Genomic DNA, 12678 nt, shown 5'->3' with positions numbered 1-12678 from the left:
CTATATTGTAGCAGATAATAGATAATATTTCAAGTATTGATTGCGTTTTATTTTTTATAGATTAGGTTAGAAATTTTTTAAGAGGATTACCACTTTTTTCTCAAGAGACTATGTGATATAATGATGTGAAGTTGATAATATTATAGAGAAACAACATATAACTTTGAGTTATTCATTACTATCATGTTGTTTCTCAGAAGGATTTCACATCACCTATTATGATGAATAACTAAAATTTAAAGATGTGAAATCTATAGAAATAATATGACTCATATAAATGAGATGGGTAGAGATTAGGAGGACTGTTATATGCCAAGTAAATTTACGAGCGAATATGGAAATATTGTGATTGATGAGGATGTTATTGCACAAATAAGCGGAATCATAGCCATGGAGTGTTACGGGATAGTCGGTATGGCAGCACGTAATGTTAAAGATGGTATTGTTCATCTTTTAAAAGGGGATAGTTTAACCCGTGGTGTAGCTGTACGCTTAAATGAAAACAATGTAAGCATTGATTTTCATATTGTAGTAGAATACGGTACAAAGATCTCAGCAGTAGCTGATAATTTAATGAGTACAGTAAAATATAAAGTAAAAGATATTCTAGGCATAGACGTAGAGCACATTAAAATATTTATTGAAGGTGTAAGAGTAGATAAAGAATAAAAGCTGTTTTAAAGAACGAAAGGTTTGAGGAGGCATATAAGGTGAAATTAAAAGCAATAGAGGCAAAGCAATTGCAGGCAATGATTATAGCAGGAGCCCAGCTGCTAGATGAAAAGAAACAAATGATAAATGAACTCAATGTATTTCCAGTCCCAGATGGAGACACAGGTACAAATATGTCGCTAACAATGTTAGCTGCAGCCAAAGAAGTAGGGATGGTAGATGGCAGCAGTGCTGCAGAAGTTGTTAAAGCGGCAGCTGTGGGTTCATTAAGAGGTGCAAGGGGGAACTCAGGTGTCATTTTATCACAGCTTATTCGGGGCTTTGCAAAAGGGATTGAAGAACACGTAGAAGTAGATACAATTGTTCTTGCTAATGCTTTTCAAAAGGGTGTTGATACAGCTTACAAAGCAGTTATGAAGCCTAAAGAGGGCACAATACTTACCGTTGCAAGAGAAGTTGCGATTAAAGCACTAGAAATTAGTCTTGAGACTTCAGATATCGAGACATTTATAAAAGTAGTATTAGAACATGGGTATATGATATTAAGCCAAACCCCTGATATGCTGCCAGTTTTAAAAGAAGCTGGAGTCGTAGATGCTGGGGGACAAGGACTATTATGTATTCTTGAAGGTGCTGCTAGAGTTATCATAGAGAACCTTGAAGTTGAAATTGAAAAACCAGAAATCAGCTCAAGTGTAGCAGCCTTTAGTGCGCTTAAGAACTTCAAAACTGAAGACATCACATTTGGATATTGTACCGAATTTATTGTGGAAAGAGTACAGAGCTTAGAATATGATGAAGAAGGCACTAAGTCCTATTTAGAGAGTATTGGAGATAGTATTGTTGTTGTATCTGACGAAACCTATATTAAAGTACATGTTCATACAGATAACCCAGGGCTTGCCCTCCAAAAAGGCTTAGAGTTTGGCGCACTTAATCATATTAAAATTGAGAATATGCGTACACAGCATTCCTCTATTTTTCATGATAATGCTTCCCAAGAAACTGAAAGCCACGTACCTAAAAAGGACTTAGCTTTTGTTGCGATAGCTGCCGGAAGTGGCATTTCGGAAATCATGCAGAGCCTTGGTGTGGATGTAGTCATTGAAGGTGGACAGACTATGAATCCAAGCACAGAGGATATTCTAAGTGCTATTAAAAAATGTCATGCAAATGAAGTCATAGTTCTTCCAAATAACAAAAATATTATTCTGGCAGCAGAGCAAGCAGCTATTATAGAGGAAGAAGTTAAAGTGCATGTAGTACCTACAAAAACATTACCGCAAGGTATAGCTGCTATGATTGCACAAGACGGCACGTCAAAAGATGCCAGTACCGTTATCGCCGATATGAAGGAAGCGATTGCGCTTGTAGAAACAGCTCAAATTACAATAGCGGTCAGAGATACGGTGATAGAAGGCGAAAACATTATAGAGGGTGAATATTTAGGGATTTTAGAAGGTAAAATAGTAGTACATCACAAAGATCTTAAAGAAACTTTTATGTCATTACTTAAACAGATGAAAGAAGATGCTGAAGTTGTGACGATCTACTATGGTGAAGATATTACAGAAGAAACAGCAAAGGCTTTTAAATTAGACGCTGAAAATATCTATCAAGATGCAGATATAGAACTTTATAACGGCAGCCAACCTGTCTATTATTTTATGATATCGGCAGAATAATAGGTAATAAGAAGTGAAAAAAGAGTAGGAAGTGCCGATTTTTATCGGCACTTTTAGTTTAGGTTAGTTTAGGAGGTAGTTTTATGGTGTTAAATCAGTCGATACTTACTTTAAAAGGAGTTGGGGCCCAGGTAGCTGCAAAGCTTAATAGGCTGCAAATCTACACATTAAAAGATATGATTGAACACTACCCGAGAGAATATGAAGACAGAAGAAAGATTACGCCTATTAGTGAGTGTGTCATGAATGAGCATAATAATATTCTGGCAGCAATTGTTTCAAAACCTCAAATAACTAAAAAAGCAGGCAAGATCATTGTGAGCTTTAGAGTAAAGGATGAAACAGGAAGCATTTATATTGTTTTTTATGGACAAGCTTATATGAAAAACAACTTTGAAGTGGGAGAACAGTACTTATTTTATGGCAAAATAAAACATAAGTATGCAAAGATAGAAATGGAATCTCCAGAGTATGAAAAAGTAGCGGTACCTAATCAGATTGAGCAAATTGCAAAGATTACCCCTATTTATAATGCGACCTATAAATTATCACAGAAGGTGATAAGAGGTCTTATAGAAAAAAGTCTGGATTTATGTATGCCTTTTATTATAGATTATTTGCCACAGTCTATCAGAAAAGAATATCAGCTGGTAGATAAGAAGAATGCGGTTATGAATATACATTTCCCACAAAATTCAGAGGCTTTTTTTGAAGCTAGAAAAAGGTTGGTTTTTGAAGAACTATTTATGCTACAGCTTGCCTTATACAGTCTTAAATCTGATTTTTCAAAAAAAACACTTGGTATAGCTTATAAAATACCTGATACATTGAGTCTGTTTTTAGATAAACTGCCATATGAACTTACGAATGCTCAAAAGTACGTACTTAATGAGATCATGGAAGATATGAAAAATAAAATGGCGATGAACAGATTGGTTCAGGGGGATGTAGGATCAGGAAAAACAGTTATTGCGGCAATTGCATTATTTTTAGCACTACAGAATGATCATCAGGCAGCACTTATGGCACCTACAGAAGTTTTGGCTATTCAGCACTATGAATTTTTAAGAGAACTTATGCTACCATTTAAAATAGAAGTAGGGTTACTTACTGGATCAACAACTAAAAAGCAGAAGCTAGAGATTATTGAGGGACTTAGAAAAGAAAAAATTAAGCTGATAATAGGCACCCATGCGCTCATTGAGGATCATATTGAAATACCAAAGCTTGGACTTGTTATTACTGACGAACAACATCGATTTGGCGTAAGACAGAGGTTAAAGCTTTCAGAAAAAGGCCTTACACCAGATGTTATTGTAATGACAGCTACGCCTATTCCAAGAACATTAGCATTAATTCTATATGGTGATATGGATATTTCCATTATCAATGAACTGCCTCCAGGAAGACAGCCTATTAAAACAAATGCTGTGGATTCGGCTTATCATACAAGAATCTATCGGTTCATTGAAAAGGAAGTGCTATCAGGAAGGCAGTGTTATATTATTTGTCCTATGGTAGAAGACAATGATACAAACAGTGATCTGCAAAATGTATTAGACTATAGTGAGCATCTTAAGACCGAAATATTCCCAACACTTACCATTGACTATTTGCATGGTAAAATGAAGCCCAAAGAAAAAAATGAGATCATGAGAAGGTTTGCAGCAGGCATTACGCATATTCTTGTTTCCACAACAGTTGTAGAAGTAGGGGTGAATGTACCCAATGCAACGATTATGCTTATCGAAAATGCAGAACGATTTGGACTTGCACAACTTCATCAGCTAAGAGGAAGAGTAGGCAGAGGCACACATAAGTCTTACTGCATATTAGTCAGTGATTCAAAAAACAAGGTCACAAAGAAGCGTCTTAAAATCATGGAAGAAACGACAGATGGTTTTGTTATTGCAGAAACAGATCTTAAATTAAGAGGCCCAGGTGAATTTTTTGGAACAAAACAACATGGGCTACCTGAAATGAAGATTGCAAATCTTTATACGGATGCAAAAGTTCTAAAAGAAGTTCAAAAGTGTGTGAAAAAGATACTTGCGCTGGATCCTGACTTAGAATCTTCAGAAAATGAAATATTATATGATGAAATAAAACAACGTCTCAGCAAAGAAGAACTTCATCATGCACTTTAGCAGCGGTTATTAAGGAGGGAAAGTTTTGAGAGTAATTAGCGGAAAATGCAGAGGGACGAGGCTTATTGCGCCGGAAGGTACCCTAACAAGACCAACGGTGGACCGTATTAAAGAAACTTTGTTTAATATTATTGCGTTTGATATCCCACAGTGTATATTTCTTGATTTGTTTGGTGGCAGTGGCGCTATAGGGATTGAGGCTTTAAGCCGCGGCGCAAAGCAAGCTGTATTTGTTGAGAAGGATAAAAGTGCTTTAGCTTCTATCAGGAAGAATTTAGAAAGAACAAAATTACAGGACATGGCGGTTATCTATGAAAGTGATGTTAGAGCTGCTTTAGATCAGCTTAAAAATAAATCTCAGAAATTTGATATTATTTTTTTAGATCCGCCATATGCTATGGGTGATATTGAAAGTGTTCTACGTAAAATTGCTGAAAACGAATTATTATATGAAGAAGGTTATATTATTTTAGAAAGAAGCACAAATACTCTTGTATCTTTACCACAAAATTTGGTATTATGGAAAGAAAAGACATATAAAACGACTACACTTAGTTTTCTGAGAAAGGAAAAAGACAGTGAAAATAGGAATTTATCCAGGGAGTTTTGATCCCGTTACTAATGGGCATATGGATATTATCGAGAGAGCATCAAAAGTAGTAGATAAACTCATTGTATCAGTACTTATGAACCCAAGAAAAAACACGGGGTTGTTTACAATTGATGAGAGAATAGATATGCTTAAAGAATGCACCATACATCTTTCAAATGTTGAAATAGATAGTTTCTCAGGGCTTTTAGTAGATTATGCAAAGTATAAAGAGGCTAGTATTATTGTACGAGGACTTAGAGCTGTTATGGATTTAGAGCTTGAAATGCAAATGGCGCAAATTAATAAAAATATGTCACCAGAAGTAGAAACAGTTTTTCTTGTAACTCAGGCAAAATATTCATTCCTAAGTTCAAGTGCAGTTAAAGAGCTCGCTTTATTTCATGGAGATTTTGATGATCTGGTACCTCACTTTGTGAGAAATAAACTAAAAGATAAATATAAGTAAGGGGGATGTAAAGTGGAAAACAGCAAATGCGGAGAAATAGCTATTTTATTAGATCAATTAGAAGATATTATTGAAGAGGGCAAGCCGAGCTTCTTATCAGGTAAAATTGCAATAGATAGAGAGCAACTTATTGACGTCATAAGAGACATCAGACTCAAATTGCCTACAGAAGTACAGCAGTCTATATGGATTGTTGAAGAGCGTAACAAAATATTAGCAGAAGCTCAAAAAGAAGCACATATTATTATAGAAGAGGCGCATGAAAAACTTCAAAGTCTCATTGAACAGCATGAAATCACACAATATGCTACTGAGCGAGCAGAACATATCATTGAAACTGCAAGGCTTGATGCGAGGCAAATCCATATGGGTTCAGTTGAATATGCAGAAGAAATATTTAAAGATGTAGAACTTAGATTGAAAGTTTCGCTCGAAACAATACATAAAGAAGTACAGCAATTTGAAGGGTATATTACAGATGTACTCCGAGAAATTTATGATAATCGTCAAGAACTTAAAGGTATGAGCAGCCAAATGAATCAGACGAGAGACTAAAAATAACACTAGAAAGTGTTATTTTTTTTCATTTAATACACATAATAATAAAAGTAACTCATATTTATAAAAATAAATCTCATTAACAAGAGATTTGCGATCAAGAAGTTGTCATGTAGAAAGTATCTTTCCTATAGGTAGAACTTGTTATATAGACAAAAAAAATATTAAAGCTTATAATTGTATCGTAGTATTAAAATTAAAAAGAAGATAATAGGAGGGGAATATGTGGCAAAATTAGTTAAAGGCTACACCTTAATTGAAGATGAATACATTAAAGAAATTGATAGCAAAGTTAATATTTATAGCCACGATCAAACAAAGGCAAGGATATTATTTATAGAAAATGATGACGTTCACAAGAGTTTTTGCATAGGATTTAGAACACCTCCCCATGACAGCACTGGCGCACCGCATATCATAGAACATTCTGTGTTATGCGGATCAAAAAAGTATCCCCTTAAAGATCCTTTTGTAGAACTGGCAAAAGGTTCATTAAATACTTATCTTAATGCGATGACTTATCCAGATAAAACGTTATATCCTATTTCAAGTCAAAATGATAAAGACTTTTCTAACTTGATGGATGTTTATTTAGATGCAGTATTTTTCCCTAAAATATATGAAAATCCTGAAATACTTAAACAAGAAGGTTGGCGTTATCATATTGAAGATAAGAATGCGCCTATCGAATATAAAGGCGTTGTGTATAACGAAATGAAGGGTGCTTTTTCATCCCAGGAAGAAATAGGATTTAGAATGATAAAAGAATCTTTATTTCCAGATACAGCTTATTCTCATGAGTCTGGAGGATCACCAAAGTATATCCCAGATCTTAGCTATGATGATTTTTTAGACTTTCATAGAACGTATTATCATCCTTCAAATAGCTACTTATGTTTATATGGTAATATAGATATTGAAGAAACTCTAAGTTATATTGATAATGAATATTTTTCCAAGTTTGCGTATAAAGATATTGACAGTCAAATTAAACATCAGCAGCCTTTTGAAAAAATAATAGAAAAAAAGGGTTATTACTCAGCAACCGAAGAGAATAACAAAGGTCTTTTTTTATCTTATAACTTTGTGATTGGAGAAGTAACTGACAGAAAATTAGTGCTGGCAGTAGCAATACTTGAGTATCTGCTCTTAGACACACCGGCATCGCCACTAAAAAAAGCACTTATAGCTGAAGGTATAGGAGAAGATGTATATGGCATGTTCCAAACACATCTTAAACAACCTGTCCTGAGTATAGTTGCTAAAAGTGTACCCGAGGAAAAAAGAGAAAGATTCTACACATTGGTATTAGAAACACTTGAGAAGATTGCAGATGAAGGTATTCCACGGCATCTTTTAAAAGGTGCGATTCAAGTTAAGGAGTTTGAGCTTAGAGAAGGCGATTCAAGCGGGCACTCTAAGGGGCTTTTTTATGCACTTGCAGCTATAAAAAGTTGGGTTTATGATGTATCCCCATATATTTACTTAAAGTATGATGAGGATATTGAGGCGCTTAAGGCGCAAATAGATACGGGATATTTTGAAAATCTTATTAAGCAATATCTTTTAAAGAATAATCATGGCAGTAAAATTGAACTTTATCCAAAGCTTGGACTTGAAAATGAGCTGGAAGAAGAAGTAACACATAAACTAGAAATATTAAAGAAAAATATGACAGAAGATGCGATAAGACAAATGGTTGCTGATACAGAAATATTTAAAAAGTTTCAAGATCAACTAGATTCTGAAGAAGTACGTCAAAATATTCCCCTTCTGAAAAAAGAAGATTTAAGAAGAAAAGTCACATATCCACGGTATAATATAATCTCTAAGCATGAGACAACTTATATTGTGACACCTATTTTTACGAATAAAATTGCCTACATTAATTGGTATATTAAACTGGATGATCTTGAAGATAAATATATGCCCTATTTAGGGATGATAGTGGGAATGCTCGGAAAGCTTGATACAAAGCATTATAAGTATGAAGCTTTATCCAGTACAATTGATGAAAATATTGGGGGAATAGAGTACCATATACAAGCCCTTAATGATAATCGTGCACTTAATCAATATTTGCCAGTTTTTCAGTTAAGATCAAAGGCGTTAATTGATAAAGTACCTCAGCAAGTAGCACTTTTAAAAGAAATTTTGCAAAATACGTTACTAGAAGATGAAAATAGAATCATTGAGGTTATTAGAGAAATGAAGGCTATGATGGAAGCGGCGATAAGCAGTGAAGGACATCGCATTGCTTATGGAAGACTTCTTTCAAATCTTTCAAATGCAGAACACTTTGAAGAAAAAACTAAGGGGATTACTTTCTATCACTTTGTCTGTGAAATAGAAAAAGATTGGGTCAATAGACAGAGTGAAACAATCACAATGCTTAAGAGTGCTTATCAGTGCTTAGCTAATAAGTCTAGGCTGATAGTAGGTCTTACAGCAGATGAAGAAGCAATAGATTCTGTTATAGATGTGATTCAAGAAAATATTGACGAGCTTCCGGATATTTCTACTGATAAGCTCAAAATGCAATTTAATGTCAGCAAAATAAAAGAGGCTCTGGTCTATCCAACGCAAGTTAACTATGTGGCGATGGGCTATAATTTTAAAACATTGGGCTATAAGTATCATGGTGGTATGATGCTCTTAAAATCACTGTTATCTATGGATTATCTATGGAGTAAAGTTAGAGTGCAAAATGGGGCTTATGGATGCTTTTGCGATTTTAGAAAAAGTGGTAATATGTTTTTCGTTTCTTATAGGGATCCAAACTTAAAAGAGACGTTAGAAGTTTATAGACAAATTCCAAAGTATCTTAGAGAAATAAATTTAACAAACAGAGAAATGCTTCAATACCTTATTGGAACGGTTAGTCATTTAGATTTTCCATTTACGCCGTTAACTGAAGGAAGAACAGCACAGATCTATCATATTATGGGTGTTACAAAAGAAGAACTTCAGCAAACAAGAGATGAGCTCTTTGAAACAACAAATGAAACCTTAAGAAGCTTTGCGGCCTTAATAGATGAGTGTATTAATCAGCAGATGTATTGTGTATTCTCTAACACACAAAATGTTGAGAAAGTTAAAGAGTTATTTAATGAAATTACGATGGTTTAATTACAAGAAAAGAGGGGCTTTTGCTGCCTCTTTTCTTGTAAATTCAAGCCTAAATTCTTTAAAGTAGTATACGATAGGGGTTTTATTTGCTATAATAAATACGGATAATTAGATGGAAATAGAAAGGAAAGAAATAATGGATTTTTTATACAAATACAGAAGAGTAATCGTTATTCTCTTAGCTTCTTTAATGGTCGGACTCGGATTTTTTCAAATGCTTACTGGTATAGCGTTAAGTGCAAACATTTTAAGGGGTGTAGAATATACCGTTATGTTTGGTGCATTATATCTATTGCTCATTCTTCCAAAAACATATGATGCTAAAAAACAAAAAGATGTAGTTGAATCGGATAGTGATTTAGAACAAATGCAAACAGAAGAAAAAGAAGAATAACTTTTTTAGGGAGGAATTATGTTATTTAGTAAGAAAATGATACAATGCCAAACAAAGCAGAATAAGGGAGAAATAATTCATCGTATTGAATACCATAAAGCAAAAGTTCAATACGAAAATGTACGGTATCAGATAATAAAAAGTATTATGGCAGAAAAAGCTGTTATTATAGATATAGATACCTCTCTTTTTTTACCAGCACTTAGGTTACAGCCAACTCAATATATTGAGAAGCTGCAGCTAAAACTAAATGAATATGGCATCAAATACAAGATAACCAGAACGCAAAAAGAGGTGCTAGATGCAGGCGTAGGGCGTATGTTTGCTATGAAATCATCAAAAACAAGTACTGCTTATAGACTAAGTATCTATATACCTAGCAAGGACTTTACCTATGCATGCTATCAAAACTTATTTGAAGATATAGGCTATAGAATTTGTATTGTAAAACCAGGTTCAGATGAAGAACAGTTATTAGAGCTATTTTATTCTGGGATGATAGATGATATCGATTTTACAAAAACATTTTATGCCCATTTTTATTGTAATGAACAGCTTACTCAGCTGATGGTTATAACAGAGCATATTACCAAAGACCAGATGGATGGGTTAATAGAAAAAATTATAGATAAATAGCCTAGAAGACTGTCAAAAGATTAGTAAGTGAGGTGAGGGTATGGATTATTTAGGGAAAATAGTTATAGTTACAGGAAGTGGGCAAGGTATAGGTAATTGTATTGCGACAGCTTATGCTAGAAAAAAGGCTAGTGTTATTATTGCAGAAATTGATGAAGAAGCAGGCCTTGAAACGAAAGCAGCTATAGAGAGCTTTGGCGGAGATTGTTTATTTATTCCCACAGATGTAGGGAGTGAGGCCTCCGTTAAAGAAATGATAAATCGTGCTGTGAAAAGATATGGGAAAATAGACATTTTAATTAACAATGCCGCGATTACAACCTATAGTGAACATGATACACTTTTTACAAGAAGTATCGAAACATTTGAACATGTAATGCGTGTGAATGTAATAGGGGCGTACATGTGTGCGAAATATTGTGCATGTCATATGCCAGAGGGGAGTAGTATTGTTAATATCCTATCAACGAGAGCTTTTATGAGTGAACCGCATACAGAACCTTATTCAGCCTCTAAAGGCGCACTGGCGGCACTTACGCATTCTTTAGCGAATAGTCTTGCGCATAAGGTAAGGGTCAATGCCATTAGTCCAGGATGGATAGATAATTCTGGATGGAAGAAGAAAAAAGATCGCAAATTTACAACACTTGCGGAGAAAGATCATCTGCAGCATCTCACAGGACGGGTAGGTAAGCCTGAAGATATTGCAAATGCGGTACTCTATTTGACAAGTGAAGCTGCAGGCTTTATAACAGGTGCTAATTTGGTTATTGATGGTGGTATGACAGTAAAAATGATTTATGCAGAATAGGGGTTAAAATGATAAAGCAAGAAATCAATTATATTACACAGCGCAAAAATAAATTCTTAAAGATGTCTTTGATATGGGCGGCAGTTATTATCGTAATATATGTAGCAGGTTTTATACTTATAAAAACACGCAGCAGCTACTTTACTTTAATAGCAGCTTTATTTGTTCTGCCATTTTCTCAAAATATTGTACGTTTTATATCTTTTAATAGATTTAAAGATGCACCTTATGAATTTGGAGCTATACTCGAGGGAATGAGAGGAAGTTATAATTTATTTCATAGTGCGATTATACCAGATAATGAGGCGACTATATTATTTGAACACTTAATTATAACTTCTACAAGCATTTATTTTTTAACTTATGATCCAAGTATTCTTGCGAAACATAGGTGTTGGCTGGAAAATAGGTTATCAGCAAAAGGTGTTGCCTTCAAGGATCTCTACTTTATATCTGTCACTGATATAAACAGCCTCAAAAAAGCAGCATTTAAAATAGAAAAAGATGCAGGTTATAGGAGTGATGTATTAGATCAAAATACAAAAATAATTGAAGCTATGCTTATGTAAAGAGGTAAATGAATGAGACAAATAACGATATCACCTATTGAAGCAAACCAAAGACTCGATAAATTCCTAATGAAATATTTAAGTAAGTGTCCAAAAAGTTTTATATATCGTGCCATACGTACTAAAAAAATAAAATATAATTCTAAAAAGCCACAGGGAAATGAAATTTTAAAAGAAAGTGATCTAATTAATATTTTTTTTACTGAGGAACAGTTTGAAGAGTTTACAGTACAGAAGAAAATAGAAAAGGTAGCTATCAGCTTTAAAACAGTTTATGAAGATGACAATATTCTTATTGTGGATAAACCCATGGGGCTTTTAACACAAAAAGATACAAGTACAGGGCATAGCTTGGCTGATGAAGTGCTGAGTTATCTCATGGAGAATAAAAGTTATGATCCAGTCATCTCAAAAGGTTTTACGCCTGCACCATGCAATAGACTTGATCGCAATACAGCGGGGATTGTACTTGTAGGTAAAAATCTGATGGCGACTCAAAGTCTGAGTCAGATGCTCAAAACTAAGCAGATTTCCAAGTATTATATGAGTATTGTGCTAGGGATGATAACATCCCCTATTATTTTAAAAGGTTATCATTTCAAACAAGAAGGCAAAAATGAAGTAAGCATTTCTAACCATTTTGTAGAGGGCGCTAAACCTGTAGAAACAAGAATTTTACCGCTTAAGACAAATGGCAGATATACATTAGTTGAAGTTCAGCTCGTAACAGGAAAGACCCATCAAATACGAGCACATCTAAGCCAAATAGGACATCCGATCATTGGAGACCCTAAATATGGGGATGCCTTAGAGAATAAATATTTTAAAGATAGATATGATTTGAAGTATCAAATCTTATGTGCTTACAAGATAAAATTTGAACTTTGTACAGGGCCTTTTTCTTATCTGCAAAACAGGGTTTTTACAGTTCCAGCTCCTCCTGCTTATTCAAAAATATGTAAAGGAGAAAGTCTTTTATAGGTTATAGCTAAGCTTTAAACTAGCTATAACCTTTTATA

Annotated in this window: 12 protein-coding genes; all 12 read left to right on the top strand. The window is 34.2% G+C overall.

What is annotated here, in order from left to right; all coding sequences use genetic code 11:
• The first annotated feature begins 309 nt into the window (after positions 1–309).
• On the top strand, positions 310–669 hold the full coding sequence (locus tag BN3326_RS05880; protein WP_069998167.1) for an Asp23/Gls24 family envelope stress response protein: 360 nt from the start codon (positions 310–312) through the stop codon (positions 667–669).
• A 41-nt stretch (positions 670–710) separates the two neighbouring features.
• The gene (locus BN3326_RS05875; RefSeq protein ID WP_069998166.1) at positions 711–2357 is read left to right on the top strand and encodes a DAK2 domain-containing protein; all 1647 of its coding nucleotides are present in this window, start codon (positions 711–713) and stop codon (positions 2355–2357) included.
• An 83-nt stretch (positions 2358–2440) separates the two neighbouring features.
• Positions 2441–4504, top strand: a complete 2064-nt coding sequence (recG, locus tag BN3326_RS05870) for an ATP-dependent DNA helicase RecG (protein ID WP_069998165.1) — start codon at positions 2441–2443, stop codon at positions 4502–4504.
• Between the two features lie 25 nt (positions 4505–4529).
• Positions 4530–5114 carry a 16S rRNA (guanine(966)-N(2))-methyltransferase RsmD gene (gene rsmD / locus BN3326_RS05865; protein WP_069998164.1) on the top strand — a complete coding sequence of 195 codons (585 nt, stop codon included), beginning with the start codon at positions 4530–4532 and terminating at the stop codon, positions 5112–5114.
• Positions 5083–5562: a pantetheine-phosphate adenylyltransferase gene (coaD, locus tag BN3326_RS05860; protein ID WP_069998163.1), complete on the top strand. Its 480-nt coding sequence runs from the start codon at positions 5083–5085 to the stop codon at positions 5560–5562. Before rsmD ends, coaD begins: the two co-directional genes overlap by 32 nt.
• Before the next feature lie 12 nt (positions 5563–5574).
• Complete coding sequence (locus BN3326_RS05855) at positions 5575–6117, top strand: hypothetical protein (RefSeq protein ID WP_069998162.1); 543 nt, start codon at positions 5575–5577, stop codon at positions 6115–6117.
• A 228-nt stretch (positions 6118–6345) separates the two neighbouring features.
• Positions 6346–9249, top strand: a complete 2904-nt coding sequence (locus tag BN3326_RS05850; protein ID WP_069998161.1) for an insulinase family protein — start codon at positions 6346–6348, stop codon at positions 9247–9249.
• Positions 9250–9361: 112 nt separating this feature from the next.
• Positions 9362–9643 carry a hypothetical protein gene (locus tag BN3326_RS05845; RefSeq protein ID WP_069998160.1) on the top strand — a complete coding sequence of 94 codons (282 nt, stop codon included), beginning with the start codon at positions 9362–9364 and terminating at the stop codon, positions 9641–9643.
• 18 nt (positions 9644–9661) lie between these two features.
• Positions 9662–10279 carry a hypothetical protein gene (locus tag BN3326_RS05840; RefSeq protein ID WP_069998159.1) on the top strand — a complete coding sequence of 206 codons (618 nt, stop codon included), beginning with the start codon at positions 9662–9664 and terminating at the stop codon, positions 10277–10279.
• A gap of 40 nt (positions 10280–10319) precedes the next feature.
• Positions 10320–11090 (top strand): glucose 1-dehydrogenase, encoded by a 771-nt coding sequence (locus BN3326_RS05835; RefSeq protein WP_069998158.1) that lies wholly within the window; start codon positions 10320–10322, stop codon positions 11088–11090.
• 8 nt (positions 11091–11098) lie between these two features.
• A complete protein-coding gene (locus tag BN3326_RS05830; RefSeq protein ID WP_069998157.1) occupies positions 11099–11659 on the top strand; it encodes a hypothetical protein in 561 nt (186 codons plus the stop codon).
• Between the two features lie 12 nt (positions 11660–11671).
• Positions 11672–12640, top strand: a complete 969-nt coding sequence (locus BN3326_RS05825) for an RluA family pseudouridine synthase (RefSeq protein ID WP_069998156.1) — start codon at positions 11672–11674, stop codon at positions 12638–12640.
• Positions 12641–12678: the final 38 nt, after the last annotated feature.

Source organism: Cellulosilyticum sp. I15G10I2 (genome assembly GCF_900095725.1).
Lineage (GTDB): Bacteria > Bacillota > Clostridia > Lachnospirales > Cellulosilyticaceae > FMMP01.
Note: the sequence above shows the minus strand (reverse complement) of the source record. Positions and strands in the feature narration are given on the sequence as shown.

Coding starts and splice junctions, on each gene's coding strand:
- BN3326_RS05840 (WP_069998159.1), top strand. CDS start 9,662: ATGTTATTTAGTAAGAAAATGATACAATGCCAAACAAAGCAGAATAAG.
- BN3326_RS05830 (WP_069998157.1), top strand. CDS start 11,099: ATGATAAAGCAAGAAATCAATTATATTACACAGCGCAAAAATAAATTC.
- BN3326_RS05880 (WP_069998167.1), top strand. CDS start 310: ATGCCAAGTAAATTTACGAGCGAATATGGAAATATTGTGATTGATGAG.
- BN3326_RS05825 (WP_069998156.1), top strand. CDS start 11,672: ATGAGACAAATAACGATATCACCTATTGAAGCAAACCAAAGACTCGAT.
- recG (WP_069998165.1), top strand. CDS start 2,441: ATGGTGTTAAATCAGTCGATACTTACTTTAAAAGGAGTTGGGGCCCAG.
- BN3326_RS05845 (WP_069998160.1), top strand. CDS start 9,362: ATGGAAATAGAAAGGAAAGAAATAATGGATTTTTTATACAAATACAGA.
- BN3326_RS05835 (WP_069998158.1), top strand. CDS start 10,320: ATGGATTATTTAGGGAAAATAGTTATAGTTACAGGAAGTGGGCAAGGT.